At 68.2% G+C, this 23,371-nt stretch carries 24 protein-coding genes; 8 read left to right on the top strand and 16 right to left on the bottom strand.

Annotated features, from left to right (window positions below; translation table 11 throughout):
• Positions 1 to 349 precede the first annotated feature (349 nt).
• Positions 350 to 649 (top strand): DUF4148 domain-containing protein, encoded by a 300-nt coding sequence (locus G3N62_RS26165; RefSeq protein WP_034186124.1) that lies wholly within the window; start codon positions 350 to 352, stop codon positions 647 to 649.
• 196 nt (positions 650 to 845) lie between these two features.
• On the opposite strand, the gene G3N62_RS26170 is transcribed toward G3N62_RS26165, so the two are convergent.
• From G3N62_RS26170 to G3N62_RS26195, 6 genes are all read right to left on the bottom strand, one after another.
• Complete coding sequence (locus G3N62_RS26170; RefSeq protein ID WP_034186123.1) at positions 846 to 2,045, bottom strand: TauD/TfdA family dioxygenase; 1,200 nt, start codon at positions 2,043 to 2,045, stop codon at positions 846 to 848.
• Positions 2,046 to 2,067: 22 nt separating this feature from the next.
• Positions 2,068 to 3,024, bottom strand: coding sequence for an alpha/beta hydrolase (locus G3N62_RS26175; protein ID WP_206141342.1), 957 nt, complete (start codon positions 3,022 to 3,024; stop codon positions 2,068 to 2,070).
• A 43-nt stretch (positions 3,025 to 3,067) separates the two neighbouring features.
• Positions 3,068 to 3,556, bottom strand: a complete 489-nt coding sequence (locus G3N62_RS26180) for a thioesterase family protein (RefSeq protein WP_034186121.1) — start codon at positions 3,554 to 3,556, stop codon at positions 3,068 to 3,070.
• Between the two features lie 10 nt (positions 3,557 to 3,566).
• Positions 3,567 to 4,532: an L-carnitine dehydrogenase gene (locus G3N62_RS26185; RefSeq protein WP_069705473.1), complete on the bottom strand. Its 966-nt coding sequence runs from the start codon at positions 4,530 to 4,532 to the stop codon at positions 3,567 to 3,569.
• 85 nt (positions 4,533 to 4,617) lie between these two features.
• Positions 4,618 to 5,547 (bottom strand): 3-keto-5-aminohexanoate cleavage protein, encoded by a 930-nt coding sequence (locus G3N62_RS26190; RefSeq protein WP_034186119.1) that lies wholly within the window; start codon positions 5,545 to 5,547, stop codon positions 4,618 to 4,620.
• A 61-nt stretch (positions 5,548 to 5,608) separates the two neighbouring features.
• Complete coding sequence (locus tag G3N62_RS26195) at positions 5,609 to 6,562, bottom strand: choline ABC transporter substrate-binding protein (RefSeq protein WP_034186118.1); 954 nt, start codon at positions 6,560 to 6,562, stop codon at positions 5,609 to 5,611.
• A 336-nt stretch (positions 6,563 to 6,898) separates the two neighbouring features.
• On the opposite strand from G3N62_RS26195, the gene G3N62_RS26200 reads away from it, so the two are divergent.
• A complete protein-coding gene (locus tag G3N62_RS26200) occupies positions 6,899 to 7,066 on the top strand; it encodes a hypothetical protein (protein ID WP_185733062.1) in 168 nt (55 codons plus the stop codon).
• Positions 7,067 to 7,102: 36 nt separating this feature from the next.
• Here the strand turns inward: G3N62_RS26200 and G3N62_RS26205 are convergent, their stop codons facing one another.
• The gene (locus G3N62_RS26205; RefSeq protein ID WP_034186117.1) at positions 7,103 to 7,984 is read right to left on the bottom strand and encodes a LysR substrate-binding domain-containing protein; all 882 of its coding nucleotides are present in this window, start codon (positions 7,982 to 7,984) and stop codon (positions 7,103 to 7,105) included.
• Positions 7,985 to 8,105: 121 nt separating this feature from the next.
• On the opposite strand from G3N62_RS26205, the gene G3N62_RS26210 reads away from it, so the two are divergent.
• The gene (locus tag G3N62_RS26210; protein ID WP_034186116.1) at positions 8,106 to 8,549 is read left to right on the top strand and encodes a DMT family transporter; all 444 of its coding nucleotides are present in this window, start codon (positions 8,106 to 8,108) and stop codon (positions 8,547 to 8,549) included.
• Between the two features lie 65 nt (positions 8,550 to 8,614).
• Here G3N62_RS26210 and G3N62_RS26215 read toward each other — a convergent pair whose 3' ends face one another.
• From G3N62_RS26215 to G3N62_RS26245, 7 genes are read right to left on the bottom strand one after another with little or no spacing between them, the layout of a single operon-like run.
• Positions 8,615 to 10,120, bottom strand: coding sequence for an aldehyde dehydrogenase family protein (locus tag G3N62_RS26215; protein ID WP_124669626.1), 1,506 nt, complete (start codon positions 10,118 to 10,120; stop codon positions 8,615 to 8,617).
• 33 nt (positions 10,121 to 10,153) lie between these two features.
• Positions 10,154 to 10,696, bottom strand: a complete 543-nt coding sequence (locus G3N62_RS26220; protein WP_049029095.1) for a cytochrome c — start codon at positions 10,694 to 10,696, stop codon at positions 10,154 to 10,156.
• Positions 10,693 to 11,193 carry a cytochrome c gene (locus G3N62_RS26225; protein WP_034186114.1) on the bottom strand — a complete coding sequence of 167 codons (501 nt, stop codon included), beginning with the start codon at positions 11,191 to 11,193 and terminating at the stop codon, positions 10,693 to 10,695. Before G3N62_RS26225 ends, G3N62_RS26220 begins: the two co-directional genes overlap by 4 nt.
• Positions 11,190 to 11,726 carry a methylamine dehydrogenase light chain gene (locus G3N62_RS26230; RefSeq protein WP_124669625.1) on the bottom strand — a complete coding sequence of 179 codons (537 nt, stop codon included), beginning with the start codon at positions 11,724 to 11,726 and terminating at the stop codon, positions 11,190 to 11,192. The genes G3N62_RS26225 and G3N62_RS26230 overlap by 4 nt, the downstream gene beginning before the upstream one ends.
• A gap of 39 nt (positions 11,727 to 11,765) precedes the next feature.
• Positions 11,766 to 12,392: a methylamine dehydrogenase accessory protein MauD gene (gene mauD / locus G3N62_RS26235; RefSeq protein ID WP_124669624.1), complete on the bottom strand. Its 627-nt coding sequence runs from the start codon at positions 12,390 to 12,392 to the stop codon at positions 11,766 to 11,768.
• On the bottom strand, positions 12,389 to 12,943 hold the full coding sequence (locus G3N62_RS26240; protein ID WP_049029089.1) for a MauE/DoxX family redox-associated membrane protein: 555 nt from the start codon (positions 12,941 to 12,943) through the stop codon (positions 12,389 to 12,391). Before G3N62_RS26240 ends, mauD begins: the two co-directional genes overlap by 4 nt.
• A 7-nt stretch (positions 12,944 to 12,950) precedes the next feature.
• The gene (locus G3N62_RS26245) at positions 12,951 to 14,108 is read right to left on the bottom strand and encodes an amine dehydrogenase large subunit (protein WP_124669623.1); all 1,158 of its coding nucleotides are present in this window, start codon (positions 14,106 to 14,108) and stop codon (positions 12,951 to 12,953) included.
• Positions 14,109 to 14,353: 245 nt separating this feature from the next.
• On the opposite strand from G3N62_RS26245, the gene G3N62_RS26250 reads away from it, so the two are divergent.
• From G3N62_RS26250 to G3N62_RS26270, 5 genes are all read left to right on the top strand, one after another.
• A complete protein-coding gene (locus G3N62_RS26250; protein ID WP_034186109.1) occupies positions 14,354 to 15,316 on the top strand; it encodes a helix-turn-helix domain-containing protein in 963 nt (320 codons plus the stop codon).
• Between the two features lie 125 nt (positions 15,317 to 15,441).
• Complete coding sequence (locus G3N62_RS26255; protein WP_034186108.1) at positions 15,442 to 16,386, top strand: GlxA family transcriptional regulator; 945 nt, start codon at positions 15,442 to 15,444, stop codon at positions 16,384 to 16,386.
• A 475-nt stretch (positions 16,387 to 16,861) separates the two neighbouring features.
• A complete protein-coding gene (locus tag G3N62_RS26260; protein WP_124607607.1) occupies positions 16,862 to 18,574 on the top strand; it encodes a M36 family metallopeptidase in 1,713 nt (570 codons plus the stop codon).
• A gap of 79 nt (positions 18,575 to 18,653) precedes the next feature.
• Positions 18,654 to 19,907: a M20/M25/M40 family metallo-hydrolase gene (locus G3N62_RS26265; RefSeq protein WP_124669622.1), complete on the top strand. Its 1,254-nt coding sequence runs from the start codon at positions 18,654 to 18,656 to the stop codon at positions 19,905 to 19,907.
• A 128-nt stretch (positions 19,908 to 20,035) separates the two neighbouring features.
• Positions 20,036 to 20,398 carry a YbjQ family protein gene (locus G3N62_RS26270; protein ID WP_034186105.1) on the top strand — a complete coding sequence of 121 codons (363 nt, stop codon included), beginning with the start codon at positions 20,036 to 20,038 and terminating at the stop codon, positions 20,396 to 20,398.
• Positions 20,399 to 20,404: 6 nt separating this feature from the next.
• Here the strand turns inward: G3N62_RS26270 and G3N62_RS26275 are convergent, their stop codons facing one another.
• Both G3N62_RS26275 and G3N62_RS26280 read right to left on the bottom strand, forming a co-directional pair.
• Positions 20,405 to 21,655, bottom strand: a complete 1,251-nt coding sequence (locus G3N62_RS26275; protein ID WP_124669621.1) for an MFS transporter — start codon at positions 21,653 to 21,655, stop codon at positions 20,405 to 20,407.
• Between the two features lie 224 nt (positions 21,656 to 21,879).
• Entirely contained in the window at positions 21,880 to 23,019 is a 1,140-nt protein-coding gene (locus tag G3N62_RS26280) for a porin (protein WP_034186103.1), read from the bottom strand.
• Between the last annotated feature and the right edge of the window lie 352 nt (positions 23,020 to 23,371).

Consider the following 23,371-nt stretch of genomic DNA (forward strand, 5'->3'; position numbering starts at 1 on the left):
TCGCGCGACGTCGCCTCGGCGGCGCTGCTGTGGGAAGCGTCGGAAGCCGCGACGGGCGTGCGCTTCCTCAGTTCGGGCGCACCCGCCGGACGCGTGCCCGGCCGGCCGCTCGACACGGCGGCCGAAGCGCGCTGAACCGCACGACGCTACCCGCCATATTCTTCATACTTATTGCGCAAGCCGAAAAGAAAGCCTGTTGAAAGACTGATTCACCGCGCCACTGTTACCGCGCCGGAAACAATCTATCGTCAAAATCAGCGTTTACCCTGAACACGCCGGTGACTAAGATTTGATCAATCGCTCAAGACATGGTGTCGAGAGCGAACTCAATAAAACACCGGAGGTCACCATGAAATCGCTCGTTTCCGCAGTCGTCGCCGCTGTCGCCCTGTCCGCTTCGTTCGGCGCATTCGCTCAAAGCACCGTGACCCGCGCCCAGGTGCGTGGCGAACTGGTCCAGCTCGAACAAGCCGGCTACAAGCCGGGCGTGTCGAGCCCGTACTACCCGAACGACATCCAGAGCGCCGAAGCGCGTATTCATGGTGCCGACACCAGCGGCTACGGCGCCCAGCCGGCTCCGCTCGTCCACTCGGGCGCCCCGGCAGCCGCATCGTCGAACGCACGCGACTCGATCTTCTTCGGCCAGTAAGCCGATGCGCCCCCGGCGGGCGCCGCGCGTCGCGCGATGAAGCAACGCAGTCCGGACGAGCCCCTACGCGGGGCTCGTCTTGTTTGTGAAACGCATACCTCCGCCGCCCGGCAGCGGGTGGCTTCGCCCGGGCGCCTGGCGTCCGGGTGCTTTTTCCCTTCCCGGCGGGCAGGCGAAAAGAAACCGCGTGCGCCGATCAGCGCGCCGCAACGACGGCAGGCACCGAGCGCGACAGCACGCGCCAACGCGACAGCAACTCGTCCCGATCGACGTAGCAGCCCTGCAGGTGCCGGCGGCCGGTCGACGGATCGAACGCCGTGCGCGCATGCAGCACGCGTCGGTTGTCGAACGCCCACATGTCGCCCGCCCGCAGCCGGCGGTGTACGCGGAAACGCGGCTCGCGCGCAAGCGCGAGGAACCGCCGGTACGCGCGATAGACGGCCGCGACCGAGCCGGCCGGCGCATCGAGCGGCCCGCGCAGGAAGTTCGCGACACGCACCTCCGTCACGTTGCCGCGCGCATCGAGCCCGATCACCGGCGCCGAACAGCGGTAGTCGCTGTTCGCACTCTTGTTCCAGAACTCGAACGGCGTCGACGCCAGTCGTTCGAAATCGGCCGGATGCTCGCGCCGCAGCGCATCGGCGAGCGCGAAGCCGTCGAGAAAGATGCTGTCGCCGCCCGTCGCTTCGTTGGCCAGGCAATGCAGGAACTGCACGCCCGGCTGCAGTTCGCGTGTCGGCAGGTCGGTATGCGGCGGCAGGTTCAGTGACGTATACGCATTGCTGTCCGGGCGCGGTTTCGATTCGACGTCGAACAGCACGCCGAAATTGCTTTCGCGGATCAGGCCGACGCGACGCGCGATCTCGTCCACGCGGCCGCGCTCGGCCGGCACGCCTTCGACGAGCGTCAGCCCCGTGCGCCGCAGCGCGGCGAGCCACGCGAGCAGCGCACCGTCGTCCTCCATCACGTCGCGCCACGCGAACAGGCCGATCGCCGTCGCGTCGTCGCCGGCCCAGATGTGCCGCTCGTGCGCGGCCAGCCGCTCGGCGCGCGACGCATCGTCGTATGCATGCGCCCGCAACCAGCCCGGCGACCACGCGCTGCGATGCCCGTCGTTCCACTCGACATGCAGCGCACCATCGGGTTCGACGTGCACGGCGAGCGCCGACAGATCGTCGCGCGCATCGGCAATCTCGAACACCTGTTCACGCGTGAGCGCATGCACGCATGCGGAACACGCGCAGTTGTCGCGCAGCCAGTCGAAATGGAACGGCGATCGTCGCGCGTCGCGCCATTCGACCTCGACCGCCCCCTCGCCGATCGTCGCCGCCGCGATGGCCGCGTCGGCCGAAAACGTCCGCCAGTCCTCGATACGGTGTTGCGCTGCTGCCTGCATCGTTGCCTCCCGGAAACGCCCGCTACGCGTGTGGTGCGAGCAAAAACCCGCCGACCATCCGGTGCATGCGCGCGGCCTGCGGGCTCGTCCCGAGCGCGCGCCAGCAGCCGTGCACCAGCCCCTGTCCCATCCAGTCGCGCGCGACCCCGCCGGCCGCGCGAATCCGTTCGACGTACACGCGCGCGTCGTCGCGCAGCGGATCGTGTTCCGCGCCGATCGCGAGCACCGGCGGCAAGCCGTCGAAACGCGCCGCTTCGAGCGGCACCGACGCGCGCAACAGCGGGTCGCCGCCCCGCAGCACGTCGGACACGTTCCCATCCCAGTACAGCGCGCGATAGCGATGCACGTCGTCGAGCGTCAGCATCGGCGCCCGCGCTTCGATCTCGCGCGCGGGCGATTGCGGTTCGAAGCCGAGCATCGGATAAACGAGCGCGATGCCGTCGACGTTGCGTTCGCCCGCATCGCGCAGCGCGGTGGCGACGGCCGCCGCGAGCATCCCGCCCGCGCTGTCGCCCGCGAGCGTCAGCGGATACGCGCACGCGCCGAACGGCCAGCGGGCATCGCGCGCGGCGCGCGTGACGTCCAGGCAATCCTCGAGCGCGGCCGGCGCGCGGTGTTCGGGCGCCAGACGATAGTCGACGGCGATCACGTCGAGCCCCGTGTCGGCCGCGAGTTTCGCGGTGATCATCGCCTGGCTGTCGAGCGAGCCGACGACCAAGCCGCCGCCATGAAACAACAGCACCGTGCCGCCCGATGCGCCGCGCGCGGACGTGTAGCGCCGCAGCGCGATCGTGCGCCCGTCCGCCGCGCGCCACACGGCGTCCTGCCGCACGATGCCGGGCGGCAGCGCGGCCGGCGTCCACGCGGCCGCGAAGCGGTCGTAGAGGCGGCGCTGCTCGTCGGGCGAGCGCGCCGCCGCATCGGCCGGATACCACGCGTCGACGGCTGCGACGAACGCCGCGATTTCCGGTTCGAGCATCGTGCGCGCTCCGCGATCGAACGTTGAAGGACGCAAGTCGCCGCTAGCGGCGCGGCGGCAAGCCGATCACGCGGCCCGCATACGCAGGCGCCGCGCAATCGCGCTGCAACGCATGCAAGTCGGCCACGCGCGCGGCCACGTCGTCGTCGAACGGCGCCGATTTCGCACCGTCGCGCGTGTCGACGTGCAGCAGCATCTGCTCGCTCGCCGATACCGGATCGTCATGCCCTGGCGCGAACAGTTCGAGATACAGGTGCAGGCGCTTCGCGTCGTGCGCGAGCACGCGCGCATCGACGCGCACCGGCGTGCCTTCCTTGATCTCGTGCAGGTAGTTCACGTGCGCTTCGAGCGTGTAGACCGAGCGCCCCCGCTCGCGGCGCGCGGCGTCGTCGAGCCCGATGCGATCCAGCAATGCATCGGTCGCGAAGCTGAAGATCAGCAGGTAGAACGCATCGCGCAGGTGGCCGTTGTAGTCGACCCATTCGGGCCGCACCACGTCGCGGTAAATCGTCAGCGGGGTATCGCCCGTCATCGCCTGTCCTTTAGTCCTCGAATCGCATCCCGTGCCGCGCCTTCACCGCGGCGATCGCTTTCAGCACCTCGGTGATGCACTCGTCGCGATAGCGTTCGAGTTCCTTGATGCTGCGCGTGCCCTGCTGTTCGGTCGTGCCTTCGACGACGCTGTCGATCAGCGCGTCGGTCAGGGTCGGCGCAACCAGCTTCGTCCACGGCAGTTCGAGCGCGGGGCCGAACTGCTGCATGAAGTGTCGCATGCCCGCATCGCCGCCGGCCAGCGTGTAGGTCAGGAACGTGCCCATGAACGACCAGCGGATGCCCGCGCCGAAGCGGATCGCATCGTCGATCTCGCCGGTCGTCGCGACGCCTTCGTTGACCAGGTGCAGCGCCTCGCGCCACAGTGCCTCGAGCAGGCGATCGGCGATGAAGCCCGGCACCTCCTTGCGCACGTGCAGCGGCCGCATGCCGAGCTTGCGGTAGACCTCCATCGCGCCCTCGACGGCTTCCGGCGACGTGCGCGCGCCGCCGAGCACCTCGACGAGCGGCAGCAGATAGACGGGATTGAACGGGTGGCCGACCACGCAGCGTTCCGGATGCGCCGCCCGCGCGTAGAAATCGGTGGGCAGCAGCCCCGACGTCGACGACGCGATGATCGCGTCGGGCTTCGCCGCGCGGCTGATCTGCTCGTGCAGCTCGAGCTTCAGCGCCTCGCGCTCGGGCGCGCTTTCCTGGATGAAATCGGCGTCGGCGACGCATGCCTCGATCGTCGGGACGAAACGCAGCCGCGCGGGATCGGCGCCCGGCGCGAGGCCGACGCGTTCGAGCGCGGGCCACGCGTTCGCGACGTTCGCGCGCAACCGCTCCTCCGCGCCCGGCGCCGGGTCCCACACGACCACGTCGAGACCGTGCGCGAGCGCGCGGGAAATCCAGCCACTGCCGATCACGCCGGTGCCGATGGCGGCGAACGTCTTGATGTCGGTCTTCACAGCCATGTCAACGCATCCTTCAAATCAGGGGAAATCGGTGGGCGGCCGCGCTTGGGTGCGCGCCGCCGTGTCAGTCGGTTTGCAAGAAAACTCAAGCGAATTCGGCGATCGCACGACGTTCGAGCAGACGCTCGCCGCGCGCCGGCAGGCCGAGCTTGCGGCGGCCCTCGGCCGGCGTCAGCACGCGGCCGCCGAGCCGTTCGACGATCTCGCGGGCGCGCTCGACCAGCGTGCCGTTGGTCGCATGCACGCCGCGGTCGAGCCAGATGTTGTCTTCGAGGCCGACGCGCACGTGACCGCCGAGCAGCATCGCCTGCGCGACCATCGGCATCTGCATGCGGCCGATCCCGAAACCGGCCCAATGCGCACCCGGCGGCAGGTTGTCGACCATCGCCTTCATCGTGCCCGTATCGGCCGGCGCACCCCACGGAATGCCGAGGCAGAGCTGGAACAGCGGCGGATCGTCGAGCAGCCCTTCCTTCAGCAACTGCTTCGCGAACCACAGATGGCCCGTGTCGAAGATCTCCAGTTCCGGCTTCACGCCGAGTGCCTGGATGCGCTTCGCGCCGGCGCGCAACTGCGCGGGCGTCGACACGTAGATGTAGTCGCCGTCGCCGAAATTCAGCGTGCCGCAATCGAGCGTGCAGATCTCGGGCAGCAGTTCCTCGACGTGCGCGAGGCGCGTGAGGCCGCCGACCAGGTCGGTGCCCTTGCCGAAGCGCATCGGGTCTTCGCCGGGGCCGATCTCGAGATCGCCGCCCATGCCGGCCGTCAGGTTGATGATCACGTCGACGTCGGCCGAGCGGATGCGGTCCACCACTTCGCGGTACAGGTTCGGGTCGCGGCTGCCGCGGCCCGTCTGCGGATCGCGCACGTGGCAGTGCGCGACCGTCGCACCGGCCTTCGCGGCTTCGATCGCGGCTGCCGCGATTTCCTTCGGCGTGACCGGAATCGCCGGATGCTTGCCGACCGTATCGCCCGCGCCGGTGACGGCGCAGGTGATGATGACTTCATGGTTCATGCTGGGTGCCTCGCTTGATTCAAGTTGTGTCGCATTGCGGGGGTGGCGCGGGCGCCGGCCGTCACAGGCCGAGATACGCCTTCACGGCGGGCAGGCCGTCCTTGCCGTCGAACGTCTTGACGCCCGCGAGCCACGGATCGAGCACCTGCGGATTCTTCTTCAGGTAGGCCTTCGCGGCCTCGGCCGGCTTCGTCTTGTTCATCACCGACTGCATCAGCTGGTTCTCGAGCTGCGTCGAGAAGCGCAGGTTCGTCACGAGCTTGCCCGCGTTCGGGCAGCGTGCGATGAAGTCGGGCGCCGTCAGCGTGTACACGCGCGCTTCGCCGTAGTTCGGCCCGAACGCCGCGTCGCCGCCGGACAGGTAGTTCATGCTGAGCTGGATGTTCATCGGGTGCGGCTCCCAGCCGAGGAACACGACCCACTTCTTCTCGCGGATCGCGCGCTCGACCGTCACCAGCATCCCGGCCTCGCTCGATTCGACGAGCTTGAAGCCGCCGAGCCCGTACTGGTTCGTGTCGATCATCTTCTGGATCGTCGCGTTCGCGCTGCTGCCCGGCTCGATCCCGTAGATCTTGCCGTCGAGTTCCGCGCGGTGCTTCGCGATGTCCTCGAAGGTCTTCAGGCCGGCCTGGTATTCGTAGCTCGGCACCGCGAGCGTCGCCTTCGCGCCGGACAGGTTCGGCGGCTCGACGACGTTGATCGACTTGCTGTCGAGGAACGGCTGGAGCTGCTTCTGCTGCACCGGCCACCAGTAGCCGAGCGACACGTCGAGCTGCTTGCTCTTGAGACCCGCGAACGAGATCGGCACCGACGCGATCGTCGTGGTCGGCTTGTAGCCGAGCGCCTCGAACACGGTCGACGCGAGCGCCGTGGTCGACGTGATGTCGGTCCAGCCGATATCCGCGAAACGCACGGTGCGGCAGGTCGCGGCCTCGGTCTCGGCCAGCGCCGCGTTCGTGAACGCGCCGGTCGCCAGCACGGCCGCGGCAAGCGCGGCGATCTTCGTCGACTTCATGGTTCGGTTCTCCCGGTTGGTCTCGCGGCAGCCGGTGCGCGGAGTGGCGCCGGCCTGCATCGTGGGAGTAAAAGTAACGAGCCATATTCGCCGCGAGAAGACCGCCGGCGACCTGTTCTTGACTGTTTGCGACTATGAGTGGAAACCACTAGGTTTTGCCCAAGGCTTGGTGGGCGGGTGTTTGACGCGGATTCGGAGCGAAACCGGGTTGCCCCGATGCGGCGTACGGCTTTCGATTCGGCGCTGGCGACGCTGACAGATTTCCGACGCCTCGCCGGGTGCCGCGGATCGGCTCTATGCTGGTGCCGTCAGCGTGTCCGGCCACTCAGGAACCCCATGATCCTTACCGCTCTTTTCGTCGTGGCCGTTTTCGCCATCGTTGCGGTCATGCACCGCGCCGTGCTCGTCAAGGCCGACACGCGGCTGCGCGCGCGGCTCGACGCGGAAGGCCCGCGCAGTGATGCCTCGCGCCGGTTGATGCGTGAATCGGGATACCACGTCTGAGCCCGCGCTGGCCGTCACGGTGGCGACGTGCCGCGCTCAGCCGGCCGTCACCACTCGCACGAACGCCGCCGCCAGCACCGTCGGCTCGACCGGCAGCAGCAGCGCGCACGCCGATCTCGCGTCTTCGTCCGACATCGGCACGAACACGACGCCGTCGATCCCGAGACTCGCCATCCGCTCCGGCACGATCGCCACGCCGTGCCCCGCCGCGACGAGATTCAGCATCGACGTCTTCGGCGATACGATCCGCGCCGCGGCCGGCACGAAGCCCCGCTTCAGGCACAGATCGATCACGACGCGCGCGAGCCCGCCTCGCTCCCGATACACCGCCGACACGAACGGCTCGCGCCGCAACCGCGAGATCGCGACGCGCTTGCGGCCCGCGAGCGGATGATCGGCGGGCACCGCCACGCACAGGCGTTCCGCGGCCCATTCGACGAAGCGCACACGCGCGTCGCGCCGCAGCACCGGCAAGCGGACGATCCCGATGTCGGCATGGCCGCTCGCGATTTCCGATACCTGATCCTCGGACGACGCGCGATCGAGATCGATGCGCGCGCCCGGGCAATCGCTCATGAAACGCTCGAGATCGGGCATCAGGCTGCTGACGGGAACGGTGCTGGAATGCAGAAGCCGCAGCACGCCGGCCGCTCCGCGCGACAGCTGCGAACCCTCTTCGGCCGCGGCCGTCAGCGTGGCCGGGATCGATGCCACGCGTTCACGATAGATCGCGCCGGCAGGCGTGAGCCGCACGCCTCTCGGCTCCCGGTCGAACAGCAGGAAACCGAGTTCCTCCTCGAGCTGCCCGATCTGCCGGCTGAGCGCCGACTGCGCGACATGGAGCGCGCCCGCGGCCGGCGTGAAGCCGCCGAGATCGGCCACGGTCAGGAAATACTGGATTTGCCGGAGTGATGGCATGCCGAAACGAGATGGATACGCGCCGAATTCGATATTTGTGTTATACCGGCGCGCTCCGCAGAATGAAAGCCTTCCGTGCCGGCATCCCCGTTCCGGCCGTTGATACGGAGCGTTCATCGACGTGACTACCCTCCTGTCCTATCTGCTGGTCGTGGCGGCCGGCATCAGCGTCGCGTTGCAGCAAGTGCTCAACGCGAACCTCCGCGCGCAGCTCGGCTCGCCGTGGTGGGCCGGGTCGGTCAGCTACCTTGTCGGCCTGGCCGCGATGCTGGCCGTCGCGCTGCTGTCGCCGCATCCGCGCCTGAGCGGCCCCTTCCCCGGCGCCGGCACGTGGTTCAGCTGGACCGGCGGATTCTTCGGCGCGCTATTCGTCGGCATCGCGATATTGATGGTGCCGCGACTGGGCGCGGCCACGACGCTCGCGCTGATCGTCGTCGGGCAGATGACGGGCGCGCTCGTGTTCGACCACTTCGGCGTGCTCGGCATCGAACGGCATTCGGCCAGCCCGGTCCGCATGGCCGGCGCGGCGTGCCTGATCCTCGGGGTCGTGCTGATCCGCGCGTGAACGCAAGGCCGTCGGCGCGCGCGTGCGTGCCGACCCGCCGGCCACGCACGCGCACGTTACGACGCTCACGCGTAGTTCATCATCACCGACTTGCTTTCCGTGTACTGGTCGATCACGGCGCGGCCGAGTTCGCGGCCGAAGCCCGACTGCTTCATCCCGCCGAACGGCAATGCGTTGTCGAGCAGCGAATGGCAATTGACCCACACCGTGCCGGCCGCGATACGCGGGATCAGCTTGTGGATCGCCGACAGATCGTTCGACCAGATGCTCGCGCCGAGGCCGTACGGCGTGTCGTTCGCGAGTTGCACGGCCGTATCGGGATCGTCGAACGGCATCGCGACAAGCACCGGCCCGAAGATCTCCTCGCGCACGACGCGCATCGCCTGCGTCGCATCGACCAGCACGGTCGGTTCGACGAAGAAGCCGGGGCCGTCGATCGCGCGGCCGCCCGTCGCCGCGCGCGCCCCTTCGCCGAACCCCGAATCGATGTAACCGCACACGCGTTCGCGCTGCTTCGCGGAGACGAGCGGGCCGATCTGCGTCGACGGGTCCATCCCCGGGCCGATCTTCAGGCTCGCGGCGATCTGCGCGACGCGCTCGATCACGCCGTCGAACACCTTCGAGTGGATATACGCACGCGAACCGGCCGTGCACACCTGCCCCTGGTTGAAGAAGATCGCGTTCGCGACGCCCAGCGCGGCCTTGTCGAGATCGACGTCGGGCAGCACGATCACCGGCGACTTGCCGCCGAGTTCGAGCGACATCCGCGTCATGTTGTCGAGCGCCGCGTGGCCGATCGTCTTGCCCGTCTGCGTCGAACCCGTGAATGCGATCTTGTCGATGCGCGGATCGCGCGACAATGCCGCGCCGGCCGTGCGGCCGTCGCCCGTGACGAGATTGACGACGCCGTCCGGGAACCCGGCCGCCTGGATCAGTTCGCCCAGTCGCAGCGCGCTCAGCGGCGTGTCTTCGGCGGGCTTCAGCACGACCGTGCAACCGGTCGCGAGTGCCGGCGCAATCTTCCACGCCGCCATCAGCAGCGGGAAATTCCACGGGATGATCGCGCCGACCACGCCGACGGGCTCCTTGCGCGTATAGGTAAAGATCTCGCTGTCCGGCAGGTACGGCATGCCGGCGTCGATCACGCTGCCTTCGATCTTCGTCGCCCAGCCGGCCATGTAGCGGAAGCACTGCGCGGCCATCGCGACATCGAGCCCCTGCGCGACCGTGACCGGCTTGCCGTTGTCGAGCGACTCGATCTCGGCGAGCTCGCGCGCGTTCGCTTCGATCAGGTCGGCGAGCACGAGCAGCAGGCGCTCGCGGTCGGTGGTCTTCGCGGTGCGCCACGGGCCCGCATCGAATGCGCGCCGCGCGGCGGCCACCGCCTGCTGCACGTCGCGCTCGTCCGCTGCGGGCACGCGCGCGATCACGGTGCCATCGGCCGGGTTCACGACATCGAGCTGGCGGCCCGACGCGGCATCGCTCCACTCCGCGCCGATCAGCATCTTCTTCGGCTTCGCGAGAAATGCGCGCGTCGCGTCGAGCAACGCAAAGGTTTCGTTCGTCTCCATGTCCACGTTTCCTTGATTCGTCGAATGAGCTGGTCAGTAACGGTCCGTGACGCCGTCGATCCCGCGCGCCTGCAACGCACGGACCAGTCCGGCGCGCACGGTCGCGACGTCGGCGAAGGCGGGGCGGCGATGCGCGGCGACTTCGGCGGCCGTATAGGGCCGGAAGTCGCGCGGCAGCGCATCGCGGTTCATCGTCACGAGCACCCAGTTGAGCACGTCGGCCAGATCCTGGTCCGACAGCGCCGAATTCGACGCGCCGGGCACGCGCATCACGTACTCGCGCCCGGCCGGCAGATGCGTGAAATAGCCGAGCGAATTCGCGAGTGGCGGCACCTTGCCGGGAATGCCGCCGCCCGTCGCCGTATGGCAGCCCATGCAGTTGAGCACCCAGTGCTGTCGCGCGAGCGTCGCGTCGGCCGCGCCGTCGGCATGCGCGGGCGGTGCGACCGCCGACGCGACGGCACCCGCCAGCAGCAGCCACGACGACAGGCGACGCGATACCCCGCCGAGCCGCGCCGACGCGCCCCGCGTGCCCGGGGCACCGGCGTGCGCGCGGGACGCGTCGGCGCCGTTCACAGGCCGAGCCCCTTGATCACCACCGCGCGTTGCGCATGCACGGCCGTGCCGTCCATCTGCTTCGCCCGCGCCGCGCGGATATCGGCCGCCGTGAACGGCTTCGCGTCGCCGTGCTGCGCGTTGAGGTCGAACACGACGTAGTTGAGCAGGTGCGCGATGTCGTCGTCGCTCGCGCTTGCGAACGACGGCATCTTGAAGTTGTAGCGCTTGTCGTGCACCGTGATCTCGCCGAACATCCCGTGCAGCAGCGTCGCGATCAGTTGCGCACGCCCCGGCTCGGCCGCCGCGTACTTGCCCGGATACTCGGTCAGCGGCGGCGCGAGGCCGTCCTGCCCTTTCCCGCCGGCCTGGTGGCACACCGCGCACTGGGCATCGAACAGGCTTTTCCCGGCCGGGTCATGCACGGTTTCCTGCGCGCCGGCCGCACCCGGCAGCGCGAAGGCCGCCATCGCGGTCATGCATGTCAAGACGATCTTTCCTGCCTGCATCACGTTCATTGTTTTGCCGCTCCCAGCAGGACCGAAACCGAACAGTGGTAATTCGAATTGCCGTTCGCCATGCACCAGTTGATGTCGTTGTTCAGCGACAGCTTGTACAGCGGCTTCTCGCGCTCGTTGCGGTTGCAGAAGCACTTGCCACACGACGTCTTGCCGCAGCAGTCGTTGTACGACACGATGTAGTCCGAACCGTCGTGCGGGTTGCGACAGGTGCCGATCCACGTGATCGGCGAAGGCGTCGTGCCGGGCGGGCAGCTGCTCGACGTGCCGCCGCAGCAGCTGCAGAGCCAGCCGTCGATCGCGCAGTATTTCCAGTAGTCGCAGCTCGTCGGGTCGTCGCTCGCCCCCGCGGCGGCGGCGCCTGACGCGCCCGATGCCGCATCGGCCGCGTACGCGGTGCGGTCGACCGGCAGCAACGGCAGCAGCGCCGATCCCACCAGCACCTTGCCGAGCTTCGCCATCGCGCTGCGCCGCGAACTGTGCTGCGCGACGCCGCGCGCCGACCGCTCGAACCATGAATCAAACAGGCCCATGTCGTTGTTCTCCCATGACGTTGTAAGTGGGTCGGCCGGTCATGCGTGCTGCGCATGCGCGTCGTGGCTGTGATCGCCGTGCACGAACGCCTGCAGCGACGCGACGCCGCGCTCTTTCGCCTCGAACAGGCTCTCGAGATGCTCGCGTGTGTTGACGAGCCCCTTCGCGCGCACCGTGCCGGTTTCGTCGAGCAGCACCGCGTACGGCAGCTTGCCGATCTGGTAGGCGAGTCCGAGCTCCTGCGACAGCACGTACGGGAAGCGTCCGAGGTCGTGCTTGCGCGCGAAGCGCGCGTGTTCGTCGACGTCGCCGTCGCTCGCGAGCACGATGTTCACCGGCGTCGCTTCGCTCGCCTGCAGCGACGGCAGCAGCGGCAGCAGCCTCTTGCAGACCGGGCACGTCGGCGACAGGAAGAACAGCAGCGTCGCCTTGCCGGCCGCATCGAAGCCGCCGACCTTCACCTGCGCGCCGCGAATGTCGGTCAGTTCGAATGTCGGCGCGATCGCGCCGACCGCCGGCCCCTTGTCGATCATCAGCGCGCCGGCCGGCATGATGCGTTCGTACAGGATGCCGATCTGGCGCACCAGCGCGAGGCAGATCGCGCCGAGCGCGAGGACGGCCACCCACAGCAGGGCGGTGGAAACGGTGAGAGCGGTTTGCATCATGAATTCCTCAAGTGGACAAGGCGCGGGACGTTGGCGAGCAGCACGTCGACGGTGAGCAGCGCGCAGACGATCAGCAGCGCGGAGAAGAACAGCGTCAGGTAGTCGAACCACACGACGGCGCGCGTGCCCGGTTCGACGAACGCGGTCGCGGCCAGCGCGGCGAGCAGCAGCACGCGGCCGACATGCAGCCAGCCGATGCCGCGCGGCGCGTCCGCGCGCGCGGCGGTGAAGCCGGAACAGCCGCAGTCGATGTCGGTATGGCCGCGCAGCAGGTTGATCGCGAGCCCGGCCGCGAAGGCCAGCAGCAGCGCGATCAGGCCGAGCGCACCGGCCATGCGCGTATCGGGAAACAGCAGCGCCGCAGCGCCGATCGCTTCCGCGAGCGGAATCGCGAACGCGACGGGCGCGGTCAGCGTATCGGGCAACAGCCGGTAGCCGGCGAGCGCCCGACGGAACGCGGCGGGCCGGCGCATCTTCGCGAAGGCGCCGAGCAGCACGACGACGGCCGCGCCGGCTTGCGCGCTGGTGGCGAGTACGGGATCGAGGGTCATCGCGGCCTCACGGGTTGACGAGCAGCGACGACGTATTGCCGATCTGCTTCTCGACGTGCTGCAGCTTGCCGGTGCGCGCATCCATCACGACGAGGTCGGACGTCGCCGTCAGTCCGTAGAACAGCGGCTTGTCGTCCTCGCTGACCTGGATCGACACGAGCGGGTCGACCTTCTGCTGCGCGAGATCCCAGCGCGCGACACGCTGCTTCGACTTCAGGTCGTACACCCACACCTGCGTGCCGGGATCCTTGTGCGAGCCGTCGACGCCCTTGTGCATCAGCACGTAGTAGCGGTTCTGCCTCGCCTGCACGGCCGTCTGCTGCATGCCGCCGGGGCGCCAGCCTTCGGTACGCTCGGCGTCCGTCAGCAACGGCCACGGCTTGCCGAACGCCGGCTGGTCGCCGCCGAAATCCGCGCTGCGCACGTTGCCGCCGTATGTCGTGAACAGATAGCCGCCGTTGTACCGCGACGCGTTCACGAAGGCCGGATCCTTGTCGACGTCGATGAACGCGTCCGACATCGTGCGCTTCGTTTCCTTGCCGTTCGCGTCGAGCGTGACGCTCAGCGCCTTGCCGCTCTCGCACAGCGCGGTGAAGCGGTCGTTGCCCGACGGATACGCGAGCACGCAGGCGGCCGTGTCGATCTCCGACAGCACTTGTTTCGTGACGGCGTCGATCACCGTCACCGACGCGGCCGGCGTGATGTTCGCGACGTACAGCCGCTTGCCGTCGGCGCTGAACGCGGTGTTGTACGGCGACGGCACATGCTGCGCATGCTTGGCCGGAATCACGATCTCGCCCGCGTGATCGAGCGTCGTGTTGTCGGTCATCTCGACGACGTCGGTGCGCGCGCCGTGCGAGCCGCGCGAGAAGTAGGTCGTCGCGACGAAGCTCGTCTTGTGGTCTGGCGAGATCGCGAGGCCGGGGCCGAAGCCGCCGTCGATCTGGCCGAGCAGCCTCTTCACGTCGGCGTCGTACACGTAGATGCGCCCGTCGGTCATCGACGGCATCGAGATGTCGACGATATAGACCTCGTGCGGATGCCACGGCGGCATCTTCTGCACGACCAGCTCCTCGGGCTTTTCCGTCGCGTTCGCGCCGCCGGCCCACGCCGCCGCGAACGCCAGCGTCGCCGCGAGCGCCGCGCTTCGTCGCCTTGTCCTCATGTCGCCTCCAGTTGGGGATTCACGTAATGTGGGGCGACTGTAGTTCGACAATAAATCCGGTCAGCACCCGGACCGGCAACGCGTGCGTGCCGATTCGGGATATTGGAAATGCGCGTGAAAGCCTCGGCGGCGGGACGCCTTCCGACCCTCTGAAGAATGCGCGCGGAATCGCGCTCCCCCTTATTGCGCCGACCGCTCGGCCGGTTTAATCTTTCGCGGTCCTGCTCGACACCCCCGGAGGCGCTGTGTTCGTGTTTCACGAGATGTTCGACGACGCGGACCGGCATGCCGAGGCGCTGCGCGGCTGGAACCAGCGCTACGACCAGATCGGCCCGGGTTCGTACCGCAGCGCGGTCAAGCACGCGATGCTCGACGGCCTGCAGCTGTTCCAGGAAGCCGCGAACGTGCGCATCATCCAGCGCGGCCGGCTGCCGCCCGGCGATACGGTGTTCGGCATGCCGCTCACCGGCGCGGGTGCGTTCGCGTTTGGCGGCGCACGGATCGAACGCGGCACGATGGTGGTGGCACGCGGCGGCGTCCCGTTCGAACTGCATTCGCCCGACGACATGTCGCTGATCGGCGTCGTTGCCGATGCCGACCTGCTGCAGCAGGTCGAGGATGCCGCCGATGTGCGCCTCGACGAAGCGACGCTGCGGCGCGGCGTCGTCGACATGCCGACGGCCGTGCTGATGCGCGCGAGCGTGCAGATCGCGACGCAGCTCGAACGCGTGCTGTCCTCCCCCGAGACATACGCCGACGCACGCGTGCAGCGCGAGCTGCGCGGCGAAGTCGGCAACGTGCTCGTCGATCTGCTCACGTACCGGATGCCCGAGCCGTCGAACCGGCTCACGCATGCATGCCGCGCCGACATCGTGCGCCGCGTGCACGACTACGTGATCGGGCACCCCGAAGCGCCGGTCGACGTGCTGAGCCTGTGCGCGCAGTTGCGCGTGAGCCGGCGCACGATGCAGAACAGCTTCCAGTCGGTCGTCCAGACGAGCCCGTTGCACTATGTGCGCTCGCTGCGCCTGTCGCAGGTGCGACGGATGCTGCTCGACACGCGGCAGGCCGAGGTGCCGATCAGCGATGCCGCCGCGCGCTGGGGCTTCATCCATCTCGGTCATTTCGCGAACGCGTACAAGGCGCAATTCGGCGAACTGCCGTCGACCACCGCGCGCCGTTCCATGCGCGGCACAAAAACGCGCTGACGCGCGCAAAACCCGCGATAATCTCCCGCTGACCGTTCGGCGCGAGCGAACCGGCGCGACGCAGGCCCGCCCGATCGCCTCCCCGTGCGACGCGAGACGACCACCGGATTCGATCCCCTGCCCCGATGCCCGAGGATTTTCACTTCCTGTTGCTGCCCGGTTTCTCCGCGCTCGGCTTCATGTCGGCGGTCGAACCGCTGCGCGTCGCGAACCGCTTTCGCACCGAACTCTATCGCTGGCACGTGATCAGCGCCGATGGCGCGCCCGTCGCCGCGAGCAACGGCATTCCGGTCGCGGCCGAAGCCGCGTGCGCGGACGTCGAGCAGGTCGACACGGTGTTCGTCGTCGCGGGCTTCGATCCGCTCGTGTGCTACACGCGCGCGCTCGGCGACTGGCTGCGCCGCCAGCACCGCCACGGTGCGACGCTCGGCGGCATCGATACGGGCAGCTTCGTGCTCGCGGAAGCCGGGCTGTTCGACGCGTCGCAACCGCTCACGCTGCACTGGGAAGCGCTCGCCGCATTCCGCGAGCGCTATCCGGGCCTGAATGCGACGCAGGAACTGTTCGAGATCGACGACCGGCGCATCACGTGCGCGGGCGGCACCGCGTCGATCGACATGATGCTCGACCTGATCGGCCGCCGGCATGGCGCCGACCTCGCGGCGGCGATCTCCGAGCAGTTCGTCGTCAGCCGCATCCGGCAGCGCTCGGACAGCCAGCGGCTCGAGATCGCCGCACGCTACGGCGTGCACAACCGCAAGCTGATCCAGGTCATCGGCACGATGCAGCAGCACATGGAGAACCCGCTCGGCTCCGACGCGCTCGCGCAGGATGTGTCGATCACGCGGCGCCAGCTCGAACGGCTGTTCAGCGCGACCTTGAACGACACGCCGACGCACTTCTATCTGAACCTGCGCCTCGATCGCGCGCGCGAACTGCTGCAGCAGACCGACATGAGCATCACGTCGGTGTGCGTCGCCTGCGGGTTCGAATCGCCGTCGCATTTCTCGCGCACGTATCGCGCGCGGTTCGGCGTCAGCCCGCGCAGCGATCGCCGCGCGACGCGCTGATCGTCGCGGCTTTTAATCACAATCCGGCGCGGTATTACGCGTTCCGGCAGCGTTTCCCGCCGTTCGCTGAACAATGCCGGCGATTGATCGGTCAACCGAGGCGATCATCGAAAATAATTTGGAATGTCGCTGAAAATATTCTGTAACATACCTCGCAATTAGATAGGCAGCCTAACGAGGCGCGCGACGTGCTCGACGCATCTCGTCCCGCACGGGCCGCCACCGATATCAATATCGATCCGAGGGGTAAGACATGACGATGCTCGATTCGCCGTCGCCGCACCTGCCTGCCGTTCGCTTCTCCATCGCCTCTTCCGCCTGTTTCTTTTCGACCTGACATTTAGGTTTCCTTAGTCAGTCGACACTCCCAACACCGCTTCGCCGCACCGGTTCCATCGAACCGGCGCGCGGGCCGTGTCGTGCCTGCGCGCCACGAGCGCGCGGGCGTGTCCAACCGTTGAGATGAGGATCACGTATGCAGACATCACGCAACGCATTGCCGCTCGCCCTGGGTCTCGCGCTCGGCTTCGGCATCGTCGGCGGCACCCTGGCCGATACGAAGGTGTCGAACCCGCAGGCCGCAAGCCTGCGCGAAAGCCTGACGCGCGGCGTCGCGCCGCCGGCCGCGAAATCCGATACGGCCGGCGGGCAGTTCCGCGCGGACGGCGTCGCCGTCACGCTGTACAACCCGGCCTATCGCGCCAGGAAGGCCGCCGCGACGCCCGCCGCGACCGCACGCGACTTCGTCGCATCGCAGGCGGCGCAACTCGGGCTCGACGCGACCGCGCTCGCGAGCCTCGTCGTCACGTCCGAGCGCAACGACGCCGACTTCACCGTCGTACGCCTGCAGCAGCAGGCCGCCGGACTGCCCGTGTACGGCAGCGACATCGCGGTGACGGTCGCGAAGGACGGCCGCATCCTGTACGTCGCGAGCAACACGATCAACGGCGTGGTCGCGACGACGCGCAAGTCGCAGGCCGTCGACCAGCAGCAGGCGCTCGACCGCGCCCGTGCGTATCTCGGCGTGAGCGGCTTCACGCATCTCGACGCGCGGCTCGTCGCGTTCGTCGACCAGGCCGGCACGCACACCGCGTGGAAGGTGCGCGGCCGCCCGCAGGACGGGCCGAAGGGCGACTGGGAATTGCTGATCGATTCGGGCAGCGGCGAAGTGCTGCGCGCCGAGGACAAGGCGTTCTACGCAACCGACGGCACCGGCTTCGTGTTCCGGCCCGATCCGCTGTCGCCGACGAAGAGCAGTTACGGCAGCACGGGCTACAAGGACAACAACGACGCCGATTCGACGCAGCTCACGGCCGCGCGCGTGCGCGTGACGCTGAAGGATCTCGCGCAGTCGGGTTCGCGCTACACGCTGACGGGCCCGTACGCGGCGTGCATCGATTTCGATGCGCCGCTCGACAAGGCATGCCCGTCGCAATCGACGCCCACGTTCGAGTTCACGCGCGGCAACCTGTACTTCGAGGCCGTGAACGCGTACTACCACATCGACACGTTCCTGCGTTACGTGAACCAGACGCTCGGCATCAAGGCGCTCCCGTACCAGTACACCGGCGGCGTGCAGTACGACCCGCACGGCGAATCGGGCGACGACAACTCGTCGTACTCGTCGAGCAGCGGCCGGCTGACCTTCGGTCAGGGCGGCGTCGACGACGCGGAAGATGCGGACGTCGTGATCCACGAACTCGGCCACGGCATCCACGACTGGGTGACGAACGGCGGCCTGTCGCAACAGGAAGGCTTGTCGGAAGGCACCGGCGACTATCTCGCCGCCGCGTACAGCCGCGACTTCAACCAGTGGAGCCCGTCGGACGCGCAGTACCACTGGGTCTACAACTGGGACGGCCACAACGAATACTGGGGCGGCCGCGTGACCAACTGGAACGTCGGGCGCACCTATGCGCAGGCACGCGGCGCGGAGATCCATACGGCCGGCCAGTACTGGGCGTCGTGCAACCTCGTCGCGCGCGACGCGATCGGCGCGCAGGCGATGGACAAGGCGTTCCTGAAGGGGCTGTCGATGACCAACAGCTCGACCAACCAGAAGGCCGCCGCGCAGGCCGTGCTGACGGCCGCATCCGCGCTCGGCTACAGCAACGCGCAGCTCACCGCGATCGGCAACGCGTACAACAAGAGCTGCACGTACGGCGTGACCGTCCCGCAGAAGTCGTAATTCCGCAGCAGGCGGGAGTGCGGCGCACGACCTGCGGCGCGCTCCCTTCATCGACATCGACATCCTCACGAGATCGAACATGCCTACTCTGAAACCGACCCGCCTGAGCGCCGCGCTGGGCGGCATGCTGCTGACCGCCGCCGCGCACGCGACCCCCGTCTGGATCACGCTCGGCGACACCGCGTTGCGCCAGCTTCAGCGCATCGATGCAAGCGTCACCGTGCAATACAGCACGACCGTCGATGCCGGCAAGACGGCCGACGGCGCCGCGCGCCGCGAAACCGTTCACGTCGTCGAGATCGACGATTCACGGCTCGGCGACCTCGCCCATGCCGTCCACCATACGCGCGGCCACGGGCCCGGCTACGTCGTGCACGATTCGTTCGACGACGCGCGGCAGGCACTGCAGCCGCTGCCCTTGACGCTCGCGAAACAGGCGGCGGCGCCTGTATACAAGGTGTCGAACGCGCCGCAGATCGGTACCTGGATCCAGCAATTGCAGGCCAGCAACATCGTCGGCACGATCACGTCGCTGTCCGGCTTCACGAACCGCTACTACACGACGTCGCACGGCGTCGCCGCGTCGGACTGGCTCGCGCTGCAGTGGAAACAACTGGCCGGCTCACGCGCCGACATCACCGTCGAGCAGTTCGCGCACACCGGCTTTCCGCAGAAATCCGTGATCCTGACGATTCGCGGCAGCGATCCCGCCGCCGGCACGATCGTGCTCGGCGGCCACCTCGATTCGACGGTCGGCCGCACGACGGAGAACACGCGCTCGCCCGGCGCGGACGACGATGCATCGGGCATCGCGAGTCTCACCGAAGCGCTGCGCGTGCTGATCGCGAACGACTACCGGCCGAAACGGACGATCAAGTTCGTCGGGTATGCGGCCGAGGAAGCCGGCCTGCTCGGCTCGAAGGCGATCGCGAAGCAGTTCCGCACGCAGAACGCGAACGTGGTCGGCGTGCTGCAGCTCGACATGACGAACTACAAGGGCGATCCGAAGGATATCTACCTGATCACCGACTACACGAGCGCGGCGCAGAACACCTACCTGACGAACCTGGCGAAGACCTACCTGCCGGAACTCGCGATCGGCACGTCGCAGTGCGGGTACGCGTGCTCGGATCACGCGTCGTGGAATGCGCAGGGTTATCCGGCATCGTTCCCGTTCGAGGCCGACCAGAACGACAGCCCGTATATCCACACGGTGAACGACACGCTGGAGAACTCGGACCGGCAGGCGAACCACGCGCTGAAGTTCGGCAAGCTGGCGCTGGCCTATGCGGTCGATCTCGGCGGGAACGCCGCAACGACGGCCAAGCCCTGACCGATCCGCGGCGCGCGGCCGTTCACCGTCACGCCGGAACGGGTGGCGCCGCGCGCCCCCGTTCCGATGCCGCGGGCCCTTCCGGATAGAATCGCCGTTCGACCACTACCGCACCCCGGTGCTCCGCCATGACCGATTTTTCCCGCTCCGTCGACGATCTGTCGCCCGCGCGCGTCACGACCGCGTTCGACCTGCCCGGCCACACGACCGTTCGTTCGCTCGGCGTCGTGCAGGGCATCGTCGTACGCTCGCGCTCGATCGTCGGCTCGTTCGGTGCGTCGCTGCAGACGATCTTCGGCGGCAACATCACGCTCTATACGTCGCTGTGCGAGAAAGCGCGCCAGCAGGCCTTCGACAAGATGCTGACCGACGCGCGCAAGCTCGGCGCGAACGCGATCGTCGCGATGCGCTACGACTCGACCGAAATCGGCTCGGGTGTCACGGAAGTCATCTGCTACGGCACGGCCGTGCGCGTGACGCAGGACGCGTGACGCCCGTCACGCGTCGCGCTCGAGCGATTTCATGTTCGTGAGCTGCGGGAACAGCCGCATCCACGTGAGCGCAACCGCGATCGTCGCCGCGCCGCCGACGACGATCGCCGTCGGCGCGCCCCACCACGCGGCCGTCACGCCCGATTCGAATTCGCCGAGCTGGTTCGACGTGCCGATGAACAGCGCGTTGACCGCGCTGACGCGACCGAGCATGTCGTCGGGCGTGCGCAACTGCACGAGCGACAGGCGCACGACGACGCTGATCACGTCCGACGCGCCGAGCGCGGCCAGCGCGACGAGCGACAGCGCGAAGTGCCTCGACAACCCGAACACGATCGTCGCGATGCCGAACGCGATCACGCCGCCGAACATCGCGCGGCCCGGCCGCCCTTTCAGCGGAAAGCGCGTGAGCCACAGCGTGCCCGCGAGCGCACCGACCGCCGGCGCCGCGCGCAGCGCGCCGAGCCCCCACGGGCCAACCTGCAGGATGTCGCGCGCGTAGATCGGCAGCAGCGCGGTCGCGCCGCCGAACAGCACCGCGAACAGGTCGAGCGACAGCGCGCCGAGGATCGCCGGCTCGCGCCGGATGAACGCGATCCCCGAGAACACCGAGCGCAGCGTGACCGGCTCGCGGGCAGGCGGCGCGCCGCGCAACGGAATCGTGCTGCTCAGCATGGCCGCGATCGCGAACGCGGCGACGCTCGTCCCGAACGCGACGGGCGCACCGACGCCATAGAGCAGCCCCCCGAACGCGGGCCCGAGGATCTGCGCGGCCTGGTTCGCGGACGTCGACAGCGCGGTCGCGCGCGGCAGGTCGGTGCGCGGCACGACGGCCGGCAGCAGCGACGACACCGACGGCGACTCGAACGCGCGCGCCGTGCCGACGATCGCCGCGAGCGCATACACGGCCGGCGCGGCCAGCCACCCTTGCACGGCGCCGAGCAGGAACACGCCGGCGGCCAGCGCCTCGACATCCTGGCAGATCGTCGCGATGCGCCGGCGGTCGTAGCGATCGGCCACCTGCCCGACGACGAGCGTCAGCGCGAACATCGGCACGAACTGCGCGAGCCCGACGAGGCCGAGCGCGAACGCGCTGTGCGTGAGCGCGTAGACATACCAGCCGATCGCAACCGACAGGATCTGGAAAGCCAGGGAAGACATCACGCGCGTGCCCCAGAAACGCTGGAACGGTGCGTGGCGGAACAGGTTGGCGGGTAACGGAGACGGCGAACTGGAGTCGGGTAACGGGGCGGTCATCGGCGAGACGTCATCGAAGGAAGGCCGGCGATCGCCGATACGCGATGCGGCCAAACCGCGATGATAGCTTCAACCGCCGAAACCCTGCCGCACGCCCGGCCGAGGCAGGCGCGGCCGGCATGCGCCGCGCGACGCCGCATCGAATCGCACCATGAAAAAAAAAGCGCGAACCTCGGTTCGCGCCAAAGAGAGATCTCGCTGAAGACGTCGCTGCCCTGCCCCGCTCAGAACGAATGCCGCATCCCGATCCGCACGTCGGCCTGCGTCTGCGTCGTCGACGGCGTGAAGCTGTAGCCGACCACCGCATCGACGCCCTGCGACGCGCGCAGGTAGTCGCCGGAGATATACACGTCGGTGCGCTTCGACAGCAGGTAATGCAGGCCCGCCGTGCCCTGGTTCCAGTGATGGCCTTCGAAGCGCGTGTGCTGGTAGCCCGCGATCAGGCTGAGCGCCGGCGTGAACTGGTACAGGCCGCCGCCTTCATACACCTGCATGTGCGACGACTGGCCGAAGCCCTTGATCGTCGTGTACGAGAAGTTGGCGTCGAGCGTCAGCTTGCCGATCGTGTAGCTCGAGCCGATGCCGAACGTGCCCTGGCTGTCGACGTCCATCGGCGTGTTGGCGAACAGGTCGGTGCGCGCACCGGTCGCCGGGTCGACGGTGACGGTCTGCTGGCCGAGGAACGTGTGCGTGCCGATCATCGCGTACGGGTCGAACGCGTAGATACCGTTCGGGTTGTTCAGGCGCGTGTACGCGGCGCCGATCGAGAAGTCGCCCTTCGTGAAGCTCGCGCCCGCGCTCCATGCGCTGTTGCGATGGAAGTTGCCCGCGACGTTGCCGAACGAGTACATCGCGCCGACCTTGAAGCCGTTGAGGTCGTTCGACAGGAACTTCACCGAGTTCGGCAGGCGGTCGCCGTTGAAGCGGTCGAAGTCGCCCTGGTGGATCGCATAGCCGCTGCCCCACGCCGAGATGTTGTAGATCGACACGAGTTCGTTCGTGATGTCGAGCTGGTTGCCGAACGACAGCGTGCCCCAGTCGTTCTGCAGGCCGACATACGCCTGCCGGCCGAATTCGGCGCCGCCGAAGCCGAGTTGACCGTTGCCGAGGCGGAAGCCGCTCTCGAGCGTGAACACGGCTTTCAGGCCGCCGCCCAGGTCTTCGGTGCCCTTCAGCCCGAAGCGGTTCCCGTACGCGACGCCGTCGTCGAACTTGACGACGTGCGAGCCGCCCGTGTTGTTCACGTACGTGATGCCCGCGTCGAGAATCCCGTACAGCGTCACGCTGCTCTGCGCGTGCCCGATGGCGGGAATGCAGGCCGCGCATGCAAGCGCGGCGGCTACGGCAACTTTCGTGTGCTTCATTGTCGACCACCCTCCCTGAACCGTTCGATGGATAGAATCTCGTCCCGGCGCGTGCCGCGATGCGCCGGCGGATTCGAATTCAGACCGCCAGCTGGCTTCGGCATTTCGTTTTCCGCAATAACGCAGCCATTGGCGAAAAATACAAACCCATATTTATCGCCACCCGTCTGAAGGCGACACTAAATGGTCACGATGCGACCGGTCGGGAAAACACGTAGACGGGCGGCACGGCGAAAACGGCCGCCCGGCGGGAGGGAATCAGCGGCCGTCGAGGGCCGCGCGCACCGCCGGCAGGCCCGGTGCGCCGGCCGCCGTCGTCACGCCGTCCAGCCAGCCGGCGACCAGCGCCGGG

Source organism: Burkholderia sp. Tr-20355 (assembly GCF_017104685.1).
Lineage (GTDB): Bacteria > Pseudomonadota > Gammaproteobacteria > Burkholderiales > Burkholderiaceae > Burkholderia > Burkholderia seminalis.